The 21,073-nt window shown below is 66.6% G+C and carries 24 protein-coding genes and 1 pseudogene; 9 read left to right on the top strand and 16 right to left on the bottom strand.

Translation table 11 applies throughout. From position 1 onward, the window contains the following. Window positions 1-38: 38 nt before the first annotated feature. On the top strand, window positions 39-1,025 hold the full coding sequence (locus CVS48_RS12265) for a Bug family tripartite tricarboxylate transporter substrate binding protein (protein WP_100854697.1): 987 nt from the start codon (window positions 39-41) through the stop codon (window positions 1,023-1,025). Between the two features lie 13 nt (window positions 1,026-1,038). On the opposite strand, the gene CVS48_RS12270 is transcribed toward CVS48_RS12265, so the two are convergent. Beyond that, complete coding sequence (locus CVS48_RS12270) at window positions 1,039-1,680, bottom strand: 2OG-Fe(II) oxygenase (RefSeq protein WP_100854698.1); 642 nt, start codon at window positions 1,678-1,680, stop codon at window positions 1,039-1,041. A gap of 239 nt (window positions 1,681-1,919) precedes the next feature. Here CVS48_RS12270 and CVS48_RS12275 point away from each other — a divergent pair, with 239 nt between their 5' ends. Then, window positions 1,920-2,612: an HAD family hydrolase gene (locus CVS48_RS12275; RefSeq protein ID WP_100854699.1), complete on the top strand. Its 693-nt coding sequence runs from the start codon at window positions 1,920-1,922 to the stop codon at window positions 2,610-2,612. 130 nt (window positions 2,613-2,742) lie between these two features. On the opposite strand, the gene CVS48_RS12280 is transcribed toward CVS48_RS12275, so the two are convergent. Next, on the bottom strand, window positions 2,743-3,525 hold the full coding sequence (locus tag CVS48_RS12280) for an SDR family oxidoreductase (protein WP_100854700.1): 783 nt from the start codon (window positions 3,523-3,525) through the stop codon (window positions 2,743-2,745). Window positions 3,526-3,714: 189 nt separating this feature from the next. On the opposite strand from CVS48_RS12280, the gene CVS48_RS12285 reads away from it, so the two are divergent. Next, on the top strand, window positions 3,715-4,251 hold the full coding sequence (locus CVS48_RS12285) for an MgtC/SapB family protein (RefSeq protein ID WP_100854701.1): 537 nt from the start codon (window positions 3,715-3,717) through the stop codon (window positions 4,249-4,251). Between the two features lie 98 nt (window positions 4,252-4,349). On the opposite strand, the gene CVS48_RS12290 is transcribed toward CVS48_RS12285, so the two are convergent. The 7 genes from CVS48_RS12290 to CVS48_RS12320 form a co-directional block, all read right to left on the bottom strand. Continuing rightward, window positions 4,350-5,096 carry an SDR family oxidoreductase gene (locus CVS48_RS12290; RefSeq protein WP_100854702.1) on the bottom strand — a complete coding sequence of 249 codons (747 nt, stop codon included), beginning with the start codon at window positions 5,094-5,096 and terminating at the stop codon, window positions 4,350-4,352. Window positions 5,097-5,130: 34 nt separating this feature from the next. Continuing rightward, complete coding sequence (locus tag CVS48_RS12295) at window positions 5,131-5,508, bottom strand: cupin domain-containing protein (RefSeq protein ID WP_100854703.1); 378 nt, start codon at window positions 5,506-5,508, stop codon at window positions 5,131-5,133. Between the two features lie 33 nt (window positions 5,509-5,541). Beyond that, on the bottom strand, window positions 5,542-5,712 hold the full coding sequence (locus CVS48_RS29595; RefSeq protein WP_242001295.1) for a hypothetical protein: 171 nt from the start codon (window positions 5,710-5,712) through the stop codon (window positions 5,542-5,544). Window positions 5,713-5,738: 26 nt separating this feature from the next. Beyond that, window positions 5,739-6,128, bottom strand: coding sequence for a VOC family protein (locus CVS48_RS12305; protein WP_100854704.1), 390 nt, complete (start codon window positions 6,126-6,128; stop codon window positions 5,739-5,741). Between the two features lie 106 nt (window positions 6,129-6,234). Further along, window positions 6,235-6,888: a DNA oxidative demethylase AlkB gene (gene alkB / locus CVS48_RS12310; protein ID WP_100854705.1), complete on the bottom strand. Its 654-nt coding sequence runs from the start codon at window positions 6,886-6,888 to the stop codon at window positions 6,235-6,237. 9 nt (window positions 6,889-6,897) lie between these two features. After that, the gene (locus CVS48_RS12315; protein ID WP_100854706.1) at window positions 6,898-7,608 is read right to left on the bottom strand and encodes a 2OG-Fe(II) oxygenase; all 711 of its coding nucleotides are present in this window, start codon (window positions 7,606-7,608) and stop codon (window positions 6,898-6,900) included. A gap of 126 nt (window positions 7,609-7,734) precedes the next feature. After that, the gene (locus CVS48_RS12320) at window positions 7,735-9,279 is read right to left on the bottom strand and encodes a phospholipase D family protein (RefSeq protein WP_100854707.1); all 1,545 of its coding nucleotides are present in this window, start codon (window positions 9,277-9,279) and stop codon (window positions 7,735-7,737) included. A gap of 72 nt (window positions 9,280-9,351) precedes the next feature. Between CVS48_RS12320 and CVS48_RS12325 the strand changes: the two genes are divergently transcribed. Next, a complete protein-coding gene (locus CVS48_RS12325) occupies window positions 9,352-9,921 on the top strand; it encodes a helix-turn-helix domain-containing protein (RefSeq protein WP_100854708.1) in 570 nt (189 codons plus the stop codon). 7 nt (window positions 9,922-9,928) lie between these two features. Further along, a complete protein-coding gene (locus tag CVS48_RS12330) occupies window positions 9,929-10,471 on the top strand; it encodes a GNAT family N-acetyltransferase (protein ID WP_100854709.1) in 543 nt (180 codons plus the stop codon). A gap of 72 nt (window positions 10,472-10,543) precedes the next feature. Here the strand turns inward: CVS48_RS12330 and CVS48_RS12335 are convergent, their stop codons facing one another. Continuing rightward, window positions 10,544-10,876: a hypothetical protein gene (locus CVS48_RS12335; protein ID WP_100854710.1), complete on the bottom strand. Its 333-nt coding sequence runs from the start codon at window positions 10,874-10,876 to the stop codon at window positions 10,544-10,546. Between the two features lie 76 nt (window positions 10,877-10,952). Then, entirely contained in the window at window positions 10,953-11,885 is a 933-nt protein-coding gene (locus CVS48_RS12340) for an alpha/beta fold hydrolase (RefSeq protein WP_100854711.1), read from the bottom strand. A 113-nt stretch (window positions 11,886-11,998) separates the two neighbouring features. Between CVS48_RS12340 and CVS48_RS12345 the strand changes: the two genes are divergently transcribed. Continuing rightward, a complete protein-coding gene (locus CVS48_RS12345; RefSeq protein WP_100854712.1) occupies window positions 11,999-12,886 on the top strand; it encodes a LysR family transcriptional regulator in 888 nt (295 codons plus the stop codon). Between the two features lie 300 nt (window positions 12,887-13,186). Next, window positions 13,187-14,008 carry an SDR family oxidoreductase gene (locus CVS48_RS12350; RefSeq protein ID WP_100854713.1) on the top strand — a complete coding sequence of 274 codons (822 nt, stop codon included), beginning with the start codon at window positions 13,187-13,189 and terminating at the stop codon, window positions 14,006-14,008. A 115-nt stretch (window positions 14,009-14,123) separates the two neighbouring features. Here the strand turns inward: CVS48_RS12350 and CVS48_RS12355 are convergent. After that, window positions 14,124-14,893 (bottom strand): annotated as a pseudogene (locus CVS48_RS12355) (sulfite exporter TauE/SafE family protein). A 241-nt stretch (window positions 14,894-15,134) separates the two neighbouring features. Between CVS48_RS12355 and CVS48_RS12360 the strand changes: the two are divergent. Then, a complete protein-coding gene (locus tag CVS48_RS12360) occupies window positions 15,135-16,097 on the top strand; it encodes a LysR substrate-binding domain-containing protein (RefSeq protein ID WP_100854714.1) in 963 nt (320 codons plus the stop codon). Here CVS48_RS12360 and CVS48_RS12365 read toward each other — a convergent pair. After that, on the bottom strand, window positions 16,018-17,373 hold the full coding sequence (locus CVS48_RS12365) for an MATE family efflux transporter (protein WP_100854715.1): 1,356 nt from the start codon (window positions 17,371-17,373) through the stop codon (window positions 16,018-16,020). The two genes, CVS48_RS12360 and CVS48_RS12365, sit on opposite strands and share 80 nt — an antisense overlap. Before the next feature lie 261 nt (window positions 17,374-17,634). On the opposite strand from CVS48_RS12365, the gene CVS48_RS12370 reads away from it, so the two are divergent. Next, window positions 17,635-18,111 (top strand): MarR family winged helix-turn-helix transcriptional regulator, encoded by a 477-nt coding sequence (locus CVS48_RS12370; protein ID WP_100854716.1) that lies wholly within the window; start codon window positions 17,635-17,637, stop codon window positions 18,109-18,111. Here CVS48_RS12370 and CVS48_RS12375 read toward each other — a convergent pair. From CVS48_RS12375 to CVS48_RS12385, 3 genes are all read right to left on the bottom strand, one after another. Then, window positions 18,108-19,019 carry a DMT family transporter gene (locus tag CVS48_RS12375; protein ID WP_167400983.1) on the bottom strand — a complete coding sequence of 304 codons (912 nt, stop codon included), beginning with the start codon at window positions 19,017-19,019 and terminating at the stop codon, window positions 18,108-18,110. The genes CVS48_RS12370 and CVS48_RS12375 overlap by 4 nt on opposite strands. Window positions 19,020-19,217: 198 nt before the next feature. Then, window positions 19,218-20,042: an AraC family transcriptional regulator gene (locus CVS48_RS12380; RefSeq protein ID WP_100854717.1), complete on the bottom strand. Its 825-nt coding sequence runs from the start codon at window positions 20,040-20,042 to the stop codon at window positions 19,218-19,220. A gap of 20 nt (window positions 20,043-20,062) precedes the next feature. Continuing rightward, a complete protein-coding gene (locus CVS48_RS12385; protein WP_100854718.1) occupies window positions 20,063-21,031 on the bottom strand; it encodes a LysR substrate-binding domain-containing protein in 969 nt (322 codons plus the stop codon). Window positions 21,032-21,073: the final 42 nt, after the last annotated feature.

Genomic DNA, 21,073 nt, shown 5'->3' on the forward strand with positions numbered 1-21,073 from the left:
CGGCCGTCATACGAACAGGCCACCTCAGGAGACAACCCATGCCCCATCACCGACTTCTTCGCGCTGCCCTGGCCTTGGCGCTGACCGTGGCCGCGCCTTTCAGCCCTGCCTATGCGGCCGACGCGGGCCGTCCCATCACCCTGATCGTGCCCTTCGCCGCGGGCGGTGGGGTGGACGGCATGGGGCGCTTGCTGGCCGAACGGCTGCGCGGCGACATGCCGCAGGGCGTGGTGGTGGAAAACAAGCCGGGCGCCAGCGGCATGCTGGGCGCGCAGACGGTGGTGCGTTCGGCGCCGGATGGCACCACCTTGCTGTTGGGGTCGGCGGGCGAAACCGCCATCAACCCGCTGGTGTTCAAAACCAAGATGCAATATCAGCCTGAGAAAGATCTGGTGCCGATTGCATTGATCGCGCGGGTGCCCAATGTGTTGTTGGCCACGCCGGCGCTGCCGGTGGCCAATGTGGAACAACTGGTGGCCTATGGCCGCGCGCATCCCGACAAGCTCACCTACGCCACCAGCGGCGTGGGCAACCCCCAGCACCTGAACGGCGAACTGTTGCAGTCGCTGGCGGGTATCAAGATGGTTCATGTGCCGTACAAGGGCGCGTCGGCGCAGCTGGTCGACGTGGCCTCGGGTAACGTCGACCTGACTTTCGTCAGCCTGGCCGGCGCCTTGCCCTTCATCAAGAGCGGCAAGGTCAAGCCGCTGGCGGTGACGTCAGCCAAGCGCGCGTCGTTTGCGCCCGACATCCCGGCCGTGGCGGAATACGCGCCCTTGAAGGACTATGCGCTGGAAAACTGGTTCGGTGTATTCGTGGCGGCCGGCACGCCGCCCGAGGTGCAGCAAAAGCTGGCCAGCGCCATCGACCATGCCCTGCGCGATGAGAAATTCGTGGCCAGCATCCGCGATCTGGGCGGCGAGGTGCAGCCGATGAGCCAAGATGAATTCCGCGCCTTCATCAAGGCGCAGACGGCGGTGTTTGCGAAGGTGGTCGCCGACGGCCACATCACGGCGGAAAATTGAGCGGATCGCGCCATCAACGCCCGTCGTGCAGCACTAGTTCCAGCCCCACGCGCTGCCCGGCGCGCACCCGGCTGATCGCCTGCCGCGCGGTGACCCGATACACGTTATTGGCGCCCCGCACCGGGCGGTGCGACACCGCGATTACCGCCGCGTCACCGCAGCGCAAGGGCAGCACCATAGGGCGCGATTGCATGCGAGGGCGTTGCTCGGTCATGACGAATTCGCCGCCGGCAAATGCGGTGTCCGGATCGGACAGCAGGGCGACAAGCTGCAACGGAAACACAGCATCTCCGTCCGCGTGCTGCGTCAGCGCTTGGTAGTCGTCCTGCCCCAGCCGCTGGATGGCGGACAAGGGGCGGGTCTGGCCCGCGTTGCGGTTGTGTTGCATCCAGAGGGTGAAGTCATCGGGATACGGCGCGTCTTGTTGCAGTGCGTCCGCCCAGGCGCGGGCGATGGGCAGCAGGCGGCGGTACAACGATGCCCGCAGCGCTTCAAGCGTGGCGGTGCTATCGGATTGAGCGAGCTTGCGCGCGGCCTCCTGCGGAAAGAGACCGGGCAACAGCGCCCAACCTTCTGCGTTCAACTGTTGGCCGATAAGGGGCCAGTCGTAGCGGTCCAGCGGCAGGTGGGGCGGCGCGGCTAAGAGGGAAGTCATGGCGGGGTTGTCATTGCGAAAAGGGAGGCGGAAAGCGCGGCATAAAGCGCGGCATAAAGCGCGGCGATACCAGCGGCAGCAAGGGTTGTAAAAACGCGCGGCATACCCGATCAGCCAGCTTAATCGCGCGCTGCCGTGCGCGTCACTCCGAAGCTTGCGGCCGGGGCGGGCCACAAGGTTGGCCCCGAACCATGAAGTATGCTTACCCGCTTCATGAACCCCCTGATTGCGCCCGCCCCATGACTGATTTTCCGTTTGACGCCGTGCTGTTCGATTGTGACGGCGTGCTGGTTGATTCCGAACCCATCACCAGCCATGTGCTGGCCCAGATGCTGAACGAGCTGGGCTGGGACATCACCCACGAAGAAACCATGCGCATCTTCACGGGCAAAGCCGTCAAGGACGAGCTGCCGATGATTGAGGCGCGAACCGGCGCCAAACTGGGACCCGACTGGTTCGGCGAATTCCGCCAGCGCCGCAACGCCGCGCTGGATCGCGACCTGCTGGAAATTCCCGGCGCGCCCGACGCGGTGCGCGCCTTGCACCGCACGCTGGACGGCCGCATCGCCGTGGCGTCCGGCGCCGACCGCCACAAGGTGGAACTGCAATTGGCCAAGGTCGGTATCGCGGCGTGTTTTGACGGCCGCGTTTTCAGCGGTCACGAGATGCCGCGCAGCAAGCCGTTTCCGGACGTGTACCTGGCGGCCGCGCAAGCGCTGGGTGTTGACCCCAAGCGCTGCGCCATTGTTGAAGACACGGTCACCGGCGCCACCGCCGGGGTGGCCGCGGGCGCCACGGTGTTCGGCTACAGCCCCGACGCCAACGGCCACAGCGGCGCCGAGGCGCTGCGCAATGTGGGCGTGGCTCACGTGTTCACCGACATGACGCAACTGCCCGCGCTGCTGGCGGGCTGGCAAGCCGCCGCGCGCTGATTTATCTGGCCAGGTCAAACGCTGCCCAAACGCGATTAAGCGTGGACTTAAGCGCGACCTAAGCACGACCTAAGCGACTAAGCGCGACGCAAGCGCGGCCCGACACGCCGGCCAAGCGCCGTCCGCCGCGTTACTTCGCGTAATTGGCGTATTGCTCGCCGCCGTCCAGGTCAATCACGGTGCCGCTCAGGTAACCGGCGCGCGGCGACGCGCCGAACACAATCATGTCGGCCACTTCGTCGGGTTCCATCAGCCGGTTGAAGGGCAGGTCCGACAGCGTTTCCTGCCACCGCGTCTCGTCGCCCCAGCGCGCTTGCGCGCGTTGCCGGGCAAGCGTCAGCACGCGGTCGGTTCGCGTGCGCGAAGGGTTGACGCCAAAGACACGCACGCCGTGGCGCGGCGCTTCGCCACCCAGCGCGCGGGTGAACGCAATCAATGAGGCATTGGCCGCCGCGCCGCAGATGTAGTCCGCGCGCGGCGCCGCGCCCGCCATGCCGATGATGTTGGCGATGACGCCCGCGCCCGCCTCGCGCATGTGGGGGTAGTAGCAGCGCGCCAGGCTGATGTAGCCGTGTACCTTCAGTTCCCACCCCGCGCGCCAGCGCTCGTCTTGCACCTGGTCCAGTGCGCCGCCCGGTACCGCGCCCGCGTTGTTGACCAGTATGTCGATGGGCCCGGTTTCCTTGGCCAGCTTTTCCGCCGCGCCGGGCAGGGCCAGGTCCAGCGTGATGGCATGCGCCGCGCGGCCGCTTTGTTCAAGGATGGATGCCGTGGCGTGATGCAGCGCCGCATCGTCGCGCGCCACCAGAATCGGGTCGGCGCCCTCGCGCGCGAAGGCCGCGGCGCAGGCCAGGCCGATGCCCTTGGATGCCCCCGTGATCAACACACGCTTTCCGTCAAGCTGCAAGTCCATGTATGGCTCCTGTGGTGTCACGCCCGCACGCGCGGTGCACGCATTGGTTGTAAACCAGTTGTGCGGCCGGTGCCAGCGCGGACATGGCGCGGGCGCGGCCGCGCCTGCTATGCTCGACCCACCTCATCACGTTGACCTTGTTGCCTTCACCCCCACACTCTTCAACCCGTGCCTTTCAGGATGCAACAGATGGCGGAAGTCTGGTTTGAAATCTGGTCCACCGTGCGTAGCGAATTCGCGGATATTCCGGATGTCGGCGAAGCCACGCGCATTGTGTTGCGCTTGGGCATGGCCGTGATCCTGGGTGGCCTGCTGGGTTTTGAGCGCGAGCGCAGCGGCAAGGCCGCGGGCCTGCGTACTCATATGCTGGTCGCGCTGGGCGCGGCCATTTTTGTATTGGTGCCCTTGCAGGGCGGCATGGAAGTCGGCGACATCAGCCGGGTGTTGCAGGGCGTGATCGCCGGCATCGGCTTTCTGGGCGCGGGCGCCATCATCAAGCTCAGCGATGAACGCGAGATCCACGGGCTGACCACCTCGGCCAGCATCTGGATGACCGCCGCCATCGGCGTGGCGGCAGGCATGGGCCGCGAAGCCACGGCGCTGGTCAGCACCTTGTTGGCGTTGTTCGTGCTGGCGGTGCTGCGCCGCGTCGAGGCGCGCATTTCCGACGGCCCGGAAAAAAAGGGCGTCATCGCCACCGACGACAAGCCTCGCGGCAACGGCTGACGTCCCGGCCAGACCCGTCAAGCCCCAGCCCAGCCCAGCCATGCCATGCCAAGTCTGGCCTAGCCTGGCCGAGCGGAGCCGAGCCGCTCGGCCAGGCTTCACGTACCGCCGGAGACGTCGATGAACGAGCCGCTGGTATAGCCGGCTTCTTCGGAAAACAGCCACATGACGGCGCCGGCCACTTCTTCCACCGAGCCGCCGCGCCGCAGCGGGATCACGCTTTTCAGCCGATCCACCCGGCCCGGCTCGCCGCCGCTTGCGTGCATGTCGGTGTAGATGGTGCCGGGGCGCACGCCGTTCACGCGGATGCCTTCGGGCGCCACCTCTTTCGACAGCCCGATGGTCATCGTGTCCAGCGCGCCCTTGGAGGCCGCGTAGTCCACGTATTCATTGGGCGAACCCAGGCGCGCCGCCGCCGACGACACGTTGACGATGGCGCCGCCCTGGCCGCCATGGCGCGTCGACATCCGGCGCACGGCTTCGCGCGCGCACAGGAAAGCGCCGATGACGTTGGTGGACAGCACGCGCAGCAGGCGGTCGGCTTCCATCTGGTCCAGCCGCATCTGCGTTTCCAGGATGCCGGCGTTGTTGACCAGGGCATCGATGCGGCCCAGTCGCTCGTCCAGCGTGCGGAACATGTGCAGCACATCATCTTCCTGCGACACGTCGGCCTGGATGGCCAGCGCGGTGCCGCCCGCCTGCTGGATCTCGGCCACGACGGCGTCGGCGGCGTCCGAGTGGGTGCGGTAATTGATGCCGACCGCGTAGCCGCGGCGCGCGGCCAGCTTGGCGACGGCGGCGCCGATGCCACGGCTGCCGCCGGTAACGAGCATGACTTTGGGCATGGTGTCCTCCTGGGGGGAATTCACGGTAGCAGAATCACGGGGGAAAGATCCAGACGTCGTTTGGCGCACTGCGCTCGCCGCCCTGGTCGCCGGTATTGGGCACGCCGCAGGGTTCCACCAGCATCAGATGCGCTTCTTCGACAGCACAGGGTTTGTGTTCCACGCCCTTGGGGATGACGGTCATGTCGCCGGGCCCCAGGTCGATATGGCCGTCGCGCAGGTCGATGCGCAATCGGCCGCTGATTACGATGAAGGTTTCGTCGGTATCGGCATGGCTGTGCCAGACGAAGTCGCCTTGCACCTTGACCACCTTGAATTGGTAGTCGTTCATCTGCGCGATGACCTTGGGGCGCCAGTGCTCGGAAAACAACGCAAGCTTGCCGGCGATATTGATGGCGGAAATGGGGGGCATGGTGGAACCTGGACAAGAAGAGAGAGGTACAGATTAGGGCGCGACGGGCATCGCGTCTTGTACGTTCTTGCAGGTTTTGCAGGTTTTGCCGGCTTGCGCGGGCATGTCGTAGCCATGACCACCGAAATAGGCTTCGATGCGCTCGACGTGGCCGGAGGTGGCCGCGCGGAGAATCCAGTCCTGTTTCGGGTTGGCCAGGGTCATGGCGGTCTTGCCTGGCGCCAGGAGCGCTAGGGGCGCTTCATTTGCACCAGTATGAATTCATTGCCGTACAGGTCAATGAAGTGGGCATAAATGGTGGTGTCGTCATGGATGGGCTCCTTGGTGAAGCGCACCCCGCGCGCGGTGAAGTTGCTGTGGTCGCGCATGACGTCGTCGGTGTAGAACACCCCAACCGGCTGGCCGCCGGTCTGGTCGCCGACGCGGTCGCGTTGCGCCTGGGTCAGGGCTTGCAACAGCCAGACGCCCACGGCGGGCTGGGACGGCAGGCGCAGGTGCACGTAGCGCTGCTGGCCCACGGGCATATCTGCGAACACCTCCATGCCCAGCTTGTCTTGATAGAAGGAAATGGCGGTGTCGTAGTCGTTCACGAGAAGGACGAGACGGCCCAGCGAATGCATGTCAGGACTCTCTTTGAGGTTAAGCGTGCGGCTATGCTAACCCGGCCGCGCCGCTTTTCCCTCAATTGGCCCTGCGCAATGGCCCCGGGGTGGGCGGCCGCCAGGCTCAACCCGCCTTGCGCAGGGTGAAATTGACCCGTTGGCTGCCCAGCCGGGGGTGAGGCGCGTCCTTCATCGGCAGCACGCCGTGATAGCGCAGCCGGTCCACCCCGCCCCAGACGACGACGTCGCCATGCAACAACGGCACCCGCGCGGCCTTGTCCGTGCGCGCGTGGCCGCCGAACAGGAACAGGGCGGGCATGCCCAGCGACACCGACACGATGGGCGCGTCGTAATCGCGTTCGTTCTTGTCCTGGTGCAGCGACAGGCGCGAGCCGGGTTCGTAGCGGTTTACCAGGCAGGCATCGGGGGTAAAGGCCGGGAAGCCCGCATCGGCCGCGGCGGCCTGCGCCAGCCGCAGAAAGGCGTCGGGCAGATCGGGCCAGGGCTGGCCGGATAGCGGGTCGATGCGCGTGTAGCGGTAGCCGTGCGCGTCCGACGTCCAACCCAGGGTTCCGCAATTCGTCAGCGCCACAGACATGGTGTAGCCGCCCGGCGTGTGCATGTGGCGAAACGGCGATTGCGCGGCCACTGCGTCCACGCCTTGCAGCAGCGCGTCCGTGTAGGGCAGTGCAAACCCGCGCAGCACGAAAGATTGCGGGCCGATCTGCTCGCGGCCGTGCTGGGCGGTGTCTTCGTCGTTGAACAGTTCCAGCGTCATGGCGTGCGGTTACTGTGCGTCGTGAAAGATCAGGCCCAGCGTATGGCGGCGGCCGCTGCGCAAAGCGCTCACGCCGTGCCGCATCGCCACCTTGCGCCAACTGCGCGTACCCGGCACGGGCCGCTGGTTCACGGTGAAGATCAGCGCGTCGCCTTGTTGCAGCGACAGCACCTCGGCGCGCTGCTCGCGGCTGCTGGTTTCCTGCATGACGAATTCGCCGCCCGTGAAATCAACACCCGGGCGAGACAGCAGCACCGCCACTTGCAGGGGAAACACGTGTTCACCGTACAGGTCTTGATGCAGGCAGTTGTAGTCGCCGGGGCCGTATTGCAGGATCAAGGGCGTGGGCCGCCGTTGCCCGGCGTCGTGGCAACGTTGCAAAAAGGTGGCGTGATCATCGGGGTATTGCACGGCGATACCCATCTGCCGGTTCCACCGGTTGGCGATGGGCGCCAGGCGGGGGTACAGCGCGGTGCGCAGGTCTTGCAGCAGGGGCGGCAGCGGGTACGAAAAGTACTGATATTCGCCGCGCCCGAAGCCATGTCGCGCCATCACGATGCGGCTGCGGTAGCGGTCCGTGGCGCAATAGGCATTGGCCAACTCGGTGCATTGGGCAGGGGTCAACAGGCCGGGCAAGATCGCATTGCCGTGCGCGTCCAGGGACTGCGTGACGGCGGTCCAGTCCAGGTCGGGCAAAGGCGGGCGGGGCGGGGCGTGCATGATGGGGGGCAAGGCGTGTGTTGGGCTGAAAGGCAGCGGCTGAAACGCAGGGGCCGAACAACAGCGGCTGAAAAGATCAGTCTACGTCCGCCGCCGTCGCCGTGAACTCCGCTTGTTGCGATGGCGTCACAGCATGGATTCCAGCGGCAACAGCGACACGAACCACACCGAGAACCGCTTCCACACCGACGTGCCCGGCTCGGTGTTGTGCCGCAGCGTCTTGCCGTCGCGCTGTTCCAGCCAGTACAAGCTGCCTTGCTCGTCCAGGCATACCCGATACGCTACCTTGGGTACTTCTTCTTGAAAGGCCTCGGCAATGCGGCCGGCCATCGTGGGGCTGTCGATCACAAAACCCAGCTCGGTGTTCAGCATGGCCGAACGCGGATCAAAGTTGAACGAGCCAACGAAGATGCGTTGACCGTCCACCGCGAAGGTCTTGGCGTGCAGGCTGGAACCCGAACTCCCAAACGGCCCCATGCTCTTGTTGCGCTCGGCCCCACCCGCTTTGCGCTTCATTTCATACAGCTCGACGCCGCTGACCAGCAGGTCCTTGCGGCGCTTGGCGTAGCCGGAGTGCACCACTGCCACGTCGGTGGCCTCCAGGGCATTGGTCAGCACCCGCACCTTCACCCCGTTTCGCGCCAGCCTTGCAAAGGACTGGGTGCCGTCGGCCGTGGGCACAAAATAGGGCGACACCAGTTCCATGTCTTGCGTGGGCGTGCCGATGATGTCGTAAAGCTGGTGCGGCAGCATGGCTTCGCGTGGCGCGGTGCCCAGAGTCTTGCGCGGGTCGTCGCTGACCATGCGGGTCTCGGCCCATTCCAGGTCCAGTTCGCCTTGCAACAGTTGCCGGATGAAGGGCAACTGCTTCAGCGCCTGGGCATACGTGGCGGCCTCGGGCGACCGTTCGACCTTGCTGGCCTGCTCCTCCAGCGCTTCCAGTTCGCCGGGCAGGGCCGGCTTCAGCAAGCGGTCCACCGGGTAGGCGGAATCGCTGGCCCAGTAGCGGTCGAAGTCCCGCGACACATCATTGACCGCTGCGCCGATCGCCAACACGTCCAGGTCGGCGAACAACACCCCGCTGCCCGCCCCAAAATACTCATCGCCGATGTTACGGCCACCGATGATGGTGGCCTGGTTGTCGGCGGTGAATGACTTGTTGTGCATGCGCCGATTCAAGCGGCTGAAATCCGTTAGGTAGCCCAAGGGTTTCGGCCAGCGCAGCACGAAAGGGTTGTATAGCCGCACTTCAATATTGGGGTGCGTATCCAGCGCGGCCAGCACCTTGTCCAGACCAGCGGTGCCGTTGTCGTCCAGCAGCAGGCGCACGCGCACGCCCCGGTCGGCGGCTTCGTGCAGCGCTTCCAGCAGCATGGTGCCGGTCATATCGTTGTGCCAGATGTAGTACTGCACATCCAGGCTGCGCTCGGCCGCGCGCGCCAGCATCATGCGGGCGGCAAAGGCGTCATGGGCATCGCTCAAGGGATGGATACCCGATTTTCCGGGATGGGCGGCCGCCTTCGGCGCAATGCCGCGACCCAGCGGCGTGGCGAGCGACTCGTCAGGCGTCAAGGCCTGCGATTCGCTGCGCTTGTCCAACGGCGGCAGGGCGCAACCGCCCAAAAACGATAGGCAAAGTAGGGACATGAGTAGGATTCTGGCCAAAGGCATGCCGTATTGTGCCGAAGTTTTATTTAAGTTCCGATCTTGCTGGTTTTTCGTATGTGAGATAAATTCCCATATATGGAAAATGCACCCGTCGATACTGATCTGGACCGCCGCATCGCCCAGCGGCTGAAGGCGCTGCGGCATGAGCGCGGCTGGTCCCTGGACGAGCTTGCCGGCTTGGCGGGGGTCAGCCGCGCCACCTTGTCGCGCCTGGAAAATGCCGACGTCAGCCCCACCGCCGCCGTGCTGGGCAAGCTGTGCGCCGCGCACGGCCTGACCATGTCGCGCCTGATGATGATGGTGGAAGACGACTTCGCGCCGCTGGTGCCCGAACACGCCCAGGCCGTGTGGGTCGACGACAGCGCGGGTTTTCGCCGCCGTTCGGTATCCCCGCCCGCGCAGCAACTGGCCGGCGAAGTCCTGGCCTGCGAACTGGCGCCCGGCGCTCGCATTGCCTACGACCAATCGCCCCGGCCCGGCCTGGAACATCATCTGCTGATGCTGGAAGGCGAATTGAGCATCACCGTGGATGGGCAGTCGCACACCCTGGCGCCTGGCGATTGCCTGCGCTACCAACTGTTCGGCGCCAGCCTGTTCGTTACCCCGCCGCAACGCGGCGCCCGCTATTTGCTGTTCATCGTCTGAGCCCACCATGCCCCAAGACAACAACCGCCTTGAAGTGTCCCTGTTGACGGCCGACGCCGCAGAAGCCTGCCTGGCCGAACTGGGCGGCCTGCTGCACGCCTGCGTGCAGGACGGGGCCAGCGTCAGCTTCGTCCTGCCATTTTCGACCGACGACGCCTATGCCTTCTGGCGGGCAAAAGTACTGCCCGCGGTTGCGCAAGGTGGTTTGTCGTTGTGGATCGCGCGCGAGGGCGGCCGCCTGGCCGGCGCCGTGCAACTGGACTGCGATACGCCGCCCAATCAACCGCATCGGGCCGAGATCCGCAAGCTGCTGGTCCATCCGGACTTCCGCCGCCGCGGCATCGCCCGCCGCCTGCTTGCCGAAGCCGAAACGCAGGCCGTGACGCTGGGCCGCAGCCTGATCACCCTGGATACCCGCACCGGCGATAGCGCCGAACCCTTGTATACGTCGGCCGGCTATATCGCGGTGGGACAAATCCCCGGCTTCAGTCGCGACCCGCATGACGCGGGCAAGGTGGATGCGACAACGATCATGTACAAGCGGGTTTGAACCTGAGCCCGATCAAGTCAATGTTGGCCCGCTTGCCCTGCGGCGCGCGCCGCAGGCAGGGGATTTATCGCATCAAGCCAGCGGCTTGATCCCCACGCTGTAAGGGGGGGCGTTGCCGCGCGCGGGGGCCTTGATCTTCAGCATCGAGCCGCCGGGGGTGAACTCGAATTCCTGGAACGGTACTTCAAACCATTGGTGAAAGCTGGTGCGCGAGAACTCGGGCACCCAGACCTTGGGGCGCTTGGCATCGCAATGGAATTCGACCAGGGTGCGGTCGATGCCCAGCGGACGGGTGTTGCCGATGCGGTAGCTGACGCGCAGCTCGGCGCTTTCGGTCGAGCCGGGGCGCCAGGTCAGGCCGATGGATTCCATGAAGTGTTCAATCGCCTGAATGCCGCGATGCATAGTTGACTCCGAATGCTGTCGGGCGCGTCACGCGCCCACAAAAATCCGCCGCGTTGCGCGGCGGGAAACAGACGGATTATCCGCCATTCCGTGGCGGGCTGCCCGGCAGGGGGGCATTGCCGGGTGCCGCGCAGAACCGCAGGATGGCATCCGCCACGGCCTGCGGGGCTTCCCGCTGGGGGAAATGGCCCACGCCGTTCAGCACAAGGCGTTCGTAAGCGCCGCTGAAAAAGTGTTCCTTGCCGTCGGACGTGGCGGGGTGGTTGGCGGCATCGGCCCCGCCGTGCAGCACCAGCGTTGGTACCGTCAATACGGGTGCGGGGGTGAGTCGGGCGGTGTCGGCCGCGTAGGCCGGATCGCCTTCGGCGTGCCCCCAGCGGTGCCGATAGGAATGCAGCACGACGTCGGCCCAATCGGGGTTGTCGAACGCGCGCGCCGCTTCGTTGAAATCATCCGGCGCGTACCAGGCGCCGGGCGACCAGGTGTCCCACATCATGCGGGCAAAGGCCTGACGGTCGTCGCGCACGGTGGCCGCGCCCCGGGGCGTGGCCATGTACCAGTGGTACCAATAGTTGCGCGCCTGCATAAGCGGCAGTACCTGGTTCGGGTCGTTGGTGCCGTAGCCCACCGACAGCAGGATCAGTTGCGTTGCCACGCCGGGCCGCAGGCCGCAGGCGTTGGCGGCGGCGCGCGCGCCCCAGTCGTGGCCGACCAGGGTGGGGCGGTCCAAGGCCAGCGCGTCGATGAAGTCCAGCAGATCGCGCCCCAGTGCGGCCAGCTCGCCGCTGCGGGGCGTGGCGGCGTGCCGAAAGCGCGTCGGTCCAAAGCCGCGCAGCGCGGGGCACAGTACGCGGTAGCCGTCGGCGGCCAAACGCGCCGCGACCGGGGTCCAGCATTCCGGGCTGTCCGGCCAGCCATGCACCAGCACGGCGGTGCGCGACCCGGCGGGGTTCCATTCCAGGTAGGCGATATCCAGCAAGGGCGTTAGTACCTGGGCGTAGGCGGACATGGCGGTGGCTCCTTGGGTTGGGATGACGCTGTCACGATACCGGGTCGAGTTGTCATGATTCATGATGAATGAAAGGCTATTATCAATGCTTCGTGAATTAACAGGCAGTGGTCATGGATACCCTCAACGACTCGGCAGGCGCAGTGTTGGACCTGACCTTGTTGCGCACCTTTATCGAGGTGGTCGACTGCGGCGGCTTTGCGCTGGCCGCCGATGCGCTGGCGCTCACGCCGTCGGCGGTCAGCGGCCACATCAAGCGGCTTGAAATGCTGGCCGGCGCCACTTTGCTTGCGCGCACCACGCGCAGCTTCGAACTGACGCCCGCCGGCCAGACGCTGTACGCCTATGCCCGCAACATCGTCGACCTGGAACGCGAGGCCCGTGCCCGCCTGAGCGGCGCACGCTTGAAGGGCCGCCTGCGTATCGGTTCGTCCGAAGACTTTGCAGGCGCGTGGCTGGCGCAAGTGCTGCAAGCCTTTCATCGGGCGCACCCGGATGCGTCGATCGAGCTGAAGGTGGGCATCACCGCCGACCTGCTGCGCCAGCAGGCGCGCGGCAAGCTGGACGTGGTCTTCGGCAAGCAATGCGCGCGCGTGCAAGATGAGGGCGAACTGCTGTGGGAAGAGGATTTGGTGTGGGCCTGGGGCGAAGACCAGCCCTGGGAACCCGATGCGCCCGTGCCCTTGGCGGTGTTTCCGGATCCGTGCGTGTACCGCGCGGCGGCCATCGCAGCGCTCTCGCAGGCGGGCAAGCCGTGGCTGCCGGCGTTTGAAAGCGGCAGCATGGCGGGCTGCCTGGCTGCCGCGCAAGCAGGCTTTGCCGTGGCGCCGGTGGCGCGCAGCCAGTTGCGCGAGGGCCTGCGCGCCTTGTCGCAAGAGGACGGCATGCCCGATCTGCCGGCGGCGCGCTTCTACGCCTATTTGCGTTCAGAGGAATCCGCGGTGCAGGGTTTGGTGTCGGCGGTTCGGCAGACCGGCCAGCGGCGGCGGTTTTCGCGCTGAATGCCGCGTCGAGCCCGCCTTGGCTCCAGCTTGGCGCCGCATCGACACCGCATCGAACCCGCGTCGTCTCCACATGGGTTCCTGCTCGGGCCTTGGCGCCGCGCCTACCCCGGTGCGCGGCATCAACGTAGGAATAGGCAGGTTTCCAGCAAGAACGAGCCTGTACGCACCCGCGCTCGATTCTTAATATCCCTTCCAGGCTAGGGGTTGATGTTTTCGTCATGGAAAGCGTTGTCCCGAGCCGGCCGCCAGGCATCTTGCCGGAGGCCGCAAGCACGACAAGCAAGGGAAGGGAATCGCATGAAATCCGAAAAAATCTGGTTGGTGACGGGCGCATCGACGGGCCTGGGCCTGGCATTGGTGCGGATGCTGCTGGACCTGGGGCACAAGGTGGCGGCGACGTCGCGGGATGGCGATGCATTGCTGGACGCGGTGGGCGCGAAGCTTGAAGGGCAGTTCCTGCCGCTGACGGTGGACGTGGCGGATGAACGCAGCGTGCGCCGCGCGGTGGCCGCCACGCTGGCGGCCTTTGGCGGGGTGGACGTGTTGGTGAACAACGCGCGGGCGGCGTGCCCGGGCTCGTTGGCCGAGCTGTCCGACGCCGACGTGCGCGCCGCGTTTGATATCAATGTCTTCGGTGCGCTCAATATGATCCGCGCCGTATTGCCGCGCATGCGGGCGCAGGGCAGCGGGCATGTGATCAATGTCTCGTCGATCTTGGGCTTTGATGGCAGGCATGCCGAGTGGGGCGCCTACAGCGCCGCCAAGTTCGCGGTGTGCGGCATGACCGAGGCGCTGGCGGCGCAAGCCGCGCATTGGGGCGTGCGCGTGTCGCTGGTGTACCCGGGCGCCATGCGGGCGGTATCGCCGCGTGATGGCGGCGGCTCTCCCGAGCGGGCCGCGCGCGCCGTCCAGGCGCATGACGGCGGCGATGCGGCCAAGGCGGCGCAGGCGTTGATTCAGGCGGCCGAAGCGCAGTACGCGCCGCTGCACCTGTTTCTGGGGCGCGATGCGTTTGACCAGGCGCGCGGCAAGATCCAGTCGGTGCAGCAGGAACTGGCGCGCTGGCGCGACATGTCGGTGTCCATCGGCTTCGTGGACGAGCGGCGCCTGGCGGCATGACGAGTGGTGCGCATTGGGCGCGGTAGGCCGTCAAGCCGCGCGCCACGCGTGGTTTACCTGATCAGGCCGCCCGCCAAGCGTGGTGTACCCGATCAAGCCGCGCGCCGAATGCGGCTTAGCCCGCCCAGCCTTGGGCCACTTGCCACGCGCCCAGCAAGGCCAGGCTGATCATGAAGCACAGCTTGAATGTGCGGGCCGACAGTTTTCCCCGCAGCCATTGCCCCAGCGCCATGCCGGCCAGCGCGGGTAGCAGCATCAACAGGGATGCGCTGGCGGCGCCCGGGCTGTAGCCGCCGTTGAGCCACAGCCCCGCCGCCAGCGCCACCGTAGACACCGTAAATGAAATGCCCATGGCCTGGATCAATCCGTCCTTGCCCAGGTTCAAGGCTTGCAGGTAGGGCACGGCGGGAATCACGAACACCCCGGTGGCCGCCGTGATCACGCCGGTGATCGTGCCCACCAGCGCGCCCAGCACGCGCTCGTGCCGGCGCGGCACGCTGGGCGGCGAACCGAACAGGCCCCACGCGGCATAGGCGATCAGCGCCAGCCCCAGGCAAACACTGGCCCAACGCCCGCTGGGCGCGCCCAGCCACATCGCACCGGCCAGCGTTCCCACGCACACGCCGACCTGCATGGTGCCGATGCGCCGCAGGGTAGGCGCCAAGTGGGCCAGGGTCGCGCCTGCCACAGGTTGGTGATCAAGGATGGCACGATCAGCAAGGCGGCGGCCTGCGCGGGCGCCATCACCAAGGCCAGCATTGCCATGGAAATAGTGGGCAGCCCCAAGCCCACCACGCCCTTGACCACACCGGCCAGGACGAACACGGCGACGACGGCGGCCAGTATTGCCGGGGTGCCGCCGGGCAAGAGATCCATCGTCGTCATGTCGCCACCGTGTGGTGGGCAGGGCTATGGCCTTGCCTGATGCTGACCACGAATGGGCGGAGGTCAGCCGGGCAGGCGTGCTTGCCGGCGGGATGTGGGCTTGGCGTGGAATTCGTCATTTTTTAAGGCCATTCAAGTCATTGATAGACGAATTCTGCTCCGCATTGCGCCGCCATCGATATCGGGATCTTGCATAGCCGTCCTATGGCTGAGCCATAGGCTCGCATGCTACGCTGGCCGCATGCGATTCGACCTGACCGACCTTCGTCTTTTCCTCAACGTGCAGGAATCGGGCTCCATCACAGCGGGCGCCAAGCGCAGCTATATGACGCTGGCGTCGGCCAGTGAACGCATCCGGGGCATGGAAGGCGACCTGGGCGTGCCGCTGTTGCTGCGCGCGCCTCGCGGCGTGGAGCCCACCCCGGCCGGCCAGACGCTGGCGCATCACGCGCGCGTTGTGCTGGCGCAGATCGACCGCATGCGCGGCGAGCTCGACCACTTTGGCCACGGCCTGAAAGGGCATGTGCGCGTGCTGTGCAACACCACGGCCTTAAGTGAATACCTGCCGCCCGTGTTGGGCGATTTTCTGCGCGACCATCCTCGTGTGTCGGTGGACCTGGAAGAAAAATCCAGCCTGGAAATTGCCGATGCCTTGCGCGCGGGCACCTGCGATATCGGGGTGCTGGCGGACTCGGCGGACCTGCATGGGCTGCATCCCCAGACCTTTCGCCATGATCCGCTGACCGTGATCGTGCCGCGTGGCCATGCGCTGGCGCAGCGGCAGTCGGTCACGCTGAGCGAGGTAACGGACGAGGCTTTCGTGGGGCTGGTCGAAGGCAGTGCCTTGCAAGACCATATTGCGCATCACGCGCGGCGTAGCGGCAAGGTGTTGTCGTACCGCGTGCGTTTGCGCGGCTTCGATGCGGTGTGCCGGATGGTGGGGCAAGGCGTGGGCATCGCGATCGTGCCGCGCGTGGCGGCCGTGCGCCTGGGTCGGGCGGCGGGCGTGCAGCGCGTGGCGCTGGCCGATGCCTGGGCCGCGCGCAACTTGGTGTTGTGCGTGCGTGACGCGCTGCCGCCGTATGCCGCCGAACTGGTGACGTACGCGCTGCGCGATGCCCCGGTTACGAACGCACCAAGGGGCGGGCCTTTTGCAGATGGCCCGGCGCAAACCACGAGCCGGAAGCGACCGCGGCCAGAATGATCAAGCCGTACAGGCACATCGCCACGGCCGCCACCAGGAAGAACACCGTCAGCGACCCGGTCAGGTGCAGCGCGATGGCGCCCGCGCCCACCGCCGTCACCAGGCGCAGGCCGCCGGCCACCAACGGCCACTTCAAGCGCCCCGCGCCTTGCGAGGCGAAGTACATCGAAAACCCCAACGCAAAGAATCCGTACACAGGACCGACGGTGCGCAGGTAGTCGGCGCCGGCTTGCAGCATGTGGTCTTCGGCGCCGAACAGCCGCAGCCAGGCCTCGGGGAAAAACGCCGCCGTCAGCCCGATGGCTTCGGCCAGCACGAAGGCCATGGCGCCGCCCGTCAACGCAATACGCATTGCGCGCTCGGGCCGCCCCGCGCCGATGTTGGACGCCACCATCGCAACCATCGGTGCGCCCAGCCCGAAGGCAATGGGCATCAGCAAATATTCCAGCCGCACGGCAATGCCGTAGCCGGCCACGGCGGCCGTGCCGGCATAGGCGCCGACCAAGGCCGCCGTCAGCGCCACCACGGCATTGGTCAGCAGCGGGTTCAGAGTTGCCAATGCGCCCACGCTAAGAATGCTGCGCATCAGTGTCCAGTGCAGCCGGCTCGCGACCAGCCGCGCGGGGTTGCGGCCGCTGGCGCAGTAGAGTCCCAGGATCAGCGCGCCCACGCCGTAGTAGATGACGAGTGCCCAACCGCCGCCCGCTACGCCCAGGGCGGGAAACGGACCCCAACCGAAGATCAGGCAGGGCGACAAGGGCACCAGCAGCAAGGCCCCGCCGCAGATCACCGCGCCTGGCACCAGCATGTTGCCGGTGCCCCGGATGACGCTGGCAAAAGCGTTCATCAGCCACATCAGGACGATGCCGCCGAAGATCACGTTGGAATAGGTCAGCGCGGCGTCCAGCGCTTCGCCTTGTGCGCCCAGCGCGCGATACAACTGCGGCCCGAAGGCCAGCATCAGCACACAGAAGAGCATGCCCAAGATCGCGTTGAGCACCACGGCGTGCAGCACCAGTTGGTCTGCTTCCTGCCGGCGCCCCCCGCCCAGCGCGCGCGCCACGGCCGCAGAAATGCCGCCGCCCATCGCGCCTTGCGACATATTGCCCATCAGGAACAGCACCGGCACCACCAGCGCCACGCCAGCCAGCACCGAGGTGCCCAACCGCGCCAGGAACCAGGTTTCGATCAGGCTGGTGGCGGACTGCGCCGTCATCATCAACACATTGGGCCAGGCCAGGCGGGCCAGCGTGGGGGCAATGGGCGCGTCAAGCATGGCTTGCAGGCGCGGGTTGGTGGAGCTTGCCGTGGGGGAGGGTGATGGGGGGCTGGCTGACATGAGCGTAGGCCGGAATGGAGTGCGATAAAATTTACGTGCATATGCCAATATCTGTCAAGAATGGGCTGGACGCGAGGCGACCCCGGCAGTAGGGTATTGACCTGCCTGACCCGGTTTGCTGTCGCTGTCGCTGCGCTTGCCTTCGCCTTAAGTCCTTGTCCTTGTCCTTGCCCTTGCTGTTGTTCTATTCCTGCCCCCATGTCCGACGCTGAACCCTCTGCCCCCGCCACCATCACGGACCCGCTGGTCTGCAACGGCGCCGCCTTGCGCAAGGCGACCCGGCGCGTGTCGCAGTTGTATGACACGGTGCTTGCGCCTTGCGGCTTGAAGGTGTCGCAGCATTCCATCCTGATCCACATTGCCCGCGCGGGTTCGCCGTCCATGACCGACCTGGCGCGCGCGCTGGTGCTGGACCGCTCGGCGCTGGCGCACAACCTGAAGCCGCTGGAACGCGACGGTTATGTGGAAATGTCGCGCGACGAGCGTGATGGGCGTAGCCGCCGCGTGGCGCTGACCGACGCTGGCCGCGCCAAGCTGGCCGAGTCCAAACGCTTGTGGAAAGATGCGCAAAGCCGTTTCGAAGCGGCGTACGGCGCTGAGCGCGCCGCCGCGTTGCGCCATGCGCTGGCGGACATTTTTTCCGACGAGTTCGCGCTGGCCTTTAGTCGCGGCTAGTGCTTAGCGATTAGTGGCCGGCGGCTAGCGCGCGCGGCCAGACCCTGCATCAACACGCCGGCCAGCACGCACCCCATGCCGGCCGCTTGGGCCAGCGTGACCGTTTCACCCAGCACACTGGCGGCCAGCAGCACCGCGCACACAGGCGCCAGCGCGGTGAACAGCGCCGCTTCCGATCCGCGCACGCGCGCAGCACCCGCATACCAGAGCAGAAATCCCCCCACCGTGGGCACGAGCGCGTAATAGCCCACCGCCATCACGGCGTCGGTCGACATGTTCAATGTCCAAGGCGACTCGGCCAAACTTGCCAGCGCCGAAAATGCCAGGCCGAATCCCGCCATCACCGTCGACAGCGCCAGCGGCGGTACGGGCACGCGCAAGCGCTTGTTGAGCAGGACGAAAAGCCCTTCGCACACGACCGCGCCCAGAATCAGTGCATTGCCGGTCCACGACGTGGCCCGGTCCGCGTTTGCGCCGTCACGAGCCATGAGCCAGACGCCGAAAGCCGCCATGGCGATGGCGCCCAGCGTGGCCTTGCCCGGGCGTTCGCCCAGCACCAGCACGGCGATGGCGGCGGACACCAGCGGCAAGGTGCCCAGGATGATGCCGCCATCCACGGCCGAGGCGCGTTGCAAGCCAGCGATCAACAGCGTCGTATAGCCCACGCTGCCGGCAATGGCCTGCGCCGCCAGCAGCAGCCAGTCACGCCTTTGCAGGCGGGGCAGGCGCGCGCCGGTAGCGGCCATCAGCAAGGCGAAGCAGGGCAGCGCGATGGCGAAACGCAGGGCGGTGGCGGTGAAGGGCGGCATGCCCGCCCCGATGATCTTGCTGGCGATGACCGTGCTGCCCACCAGCGCCATGGCCGCAGCCAGAAAGCCATAACCCCACATTCGTTTGTTCGTGTCCATTGCCGTGCCAAGTGTGGAAAGCATGCAGCGTAGGGCGCATGGGCACGGCCGGTCTTGAACGAAATTGCAGCGGGTGAGTGCAGGCGCGGGTTTAGATCAGGCGCTGATCCACGCGCGGATCCGGGCTTAGGCTCGGGTCCAGGTCCAGCTCCAGGTCTGGGAGCGGGTCCAGGCGCGGAGCCAAGCTCAGATCCCGGCTCAGGCCGGGCAAGCCGCAATCGCGTAGTGGCCAGGCGACACGCCGTAGGTGCGAACGAACAGCCGCGTCATGTGGCTTTGGTCGGCAAAGCCGCTGGCGGCGGCGGCGTCGGCCAGCGTCATGCCGCGCCGAATCAACTGGCGCGCCAGCAGCAGGCGCCGCTGTATTTGATACGCATGCGGCGTCAGGCCCGTGGCGTGGGCAAAGGCGCGCAGCACCTGATAACGGCTAAGCCCGCTGGCGGTGGCCAGGTCCGCCAGCGACAGCGTGGCGGCGGGGTCGTCGTCGATCAGGCTGCGCGCGTGGCGCAGGGAGGCCGGCGCGCCCAGGCTGGCCTCAAGCGCCAGGCACCGCGTGCCGTCGCCGCGCGCCTGTGCCAGGATGCGCAGCAACAGCGCGTCGCAGGCCAGCGGCGCGGGGACGCTGATGGCGTGTGCGTACAGCGTCAAGACGTCGCGCGCCAAGGCGGGCTGGCGTTGCGCGGGGTGTTCGAATTCGTAGATGGCGCCGGCGCGGCCGTCTTCATCCAGATCGCTGGCCGCTTGCGCCACCACGCCGGGGTCCAGGTACAGCATCTGCCAGGCGCGTGGGGTGTCGCCGATGGGCGCGCCGTCATGGACTTCGCCCGGGTTGACGGTGATGACGTGGCCCGGGCCGGCGCGAACCTGCCCGCGTCCGCTGTGCGACACCTGCGCGCCCTGGCGCATCACGCCAATGCCGAACTGGTCATGCGTATGCCGCGCAAAGGCATGGCGGCTGCGCGCGGCCACGGCCTGCACGCCGGCAAGCGCGCTGCGATGCATCAGGAATTGGTCAGAGGGCATGGGTGTCGGGCAGGAAAGGTTCAGGCAGCAGGCCGCGCTCCCTTGGTATACACCTCGCGCAGGGCGGACGCAAAGAGCGCGTCCACGTTGCGCCGCAGGCCGTCGGCGCGGGTAAACAGCGAGATCGGCGGCAAGGTCCAGTCAAACGAGTAGGGCACGATGGCCGCGCCGGCAATCCGCACCAGTTCGTCGGCGATGTCGGCGGGCAGGATCGACACCGCGCGGTCGCTGGCGACGATCATTTCGCCGATCAGCTTGGACGAATCGCTTTGCACCGACGGCGGGGGCGGCGCCAGGCCGGCGCGCAGGAAAATGTCGGCCACCTGTTCACGGATGGGGCTGCCCGGCGTGCCCAGGATCCAGTCCAGATCCGCGAGCCGGTTCCATTCCAGCCGCGACCGCCCCAGCCGAGCCGCCAGGCGCCGGCTGGCGATCAGGCGCGGTTGCTGGTGGTAGAGCACTTCAAAATCGATATTGCTCAGGTCCACCGACGGCGTGGCCCAGCCCACCACGATATCCAGCGTGTGGTCGCGAAGTTGGCGCAGCAGGGCCGGCCCCTGGCCTTCGTGGATGGTGGCGGTGATGCGCCGCCCTTGCGGCAAGGTCCGGCTGATGGCGGCAGACAGCATCTGGCCCGACACGAACGGGATGACGCCGATATGCAGATGGGCGGCATGGCCGGCCGCCACCGCCTCCATTTCCTGCACCAAGTGGCCCAGGTCGTGGACCAGGCCCCGCGCGCGCGCCAGCACCACCGCGCCCAAGGGGGTCGGGGTCATGCCCCGGACCGAGCGGTCGAACAGCGGCACGTCGAACATGCTTTCCAGTTCGGCCAGGGCGTTCGTGACGGCGGGCTGGCTGGTGGCCATGTGCTCGGCCACCCGGGTCAGCGACCCGTGCTGCTCGATTTGCAGCAGCAGCATCAGGTGGCGCATCTTCAGCCGCGAGGTCAGTTTCCGGATAACGGCATCCGGGTCAAAGGCCGTCATAGACACGTCATAAGGTAAAGGTAATGGGACGATATTAAATCC

The sequence above is a fragment of the Achromobacter spanius genome, from assembly GCF_002812705.1.
Classification (GTDB): Bacteria; Pseudomonadota; Gammaproteobacteria; order Burkholderiales; family Burkholderiaceae_B; genus Achromobacter; species Achromobacter spanius.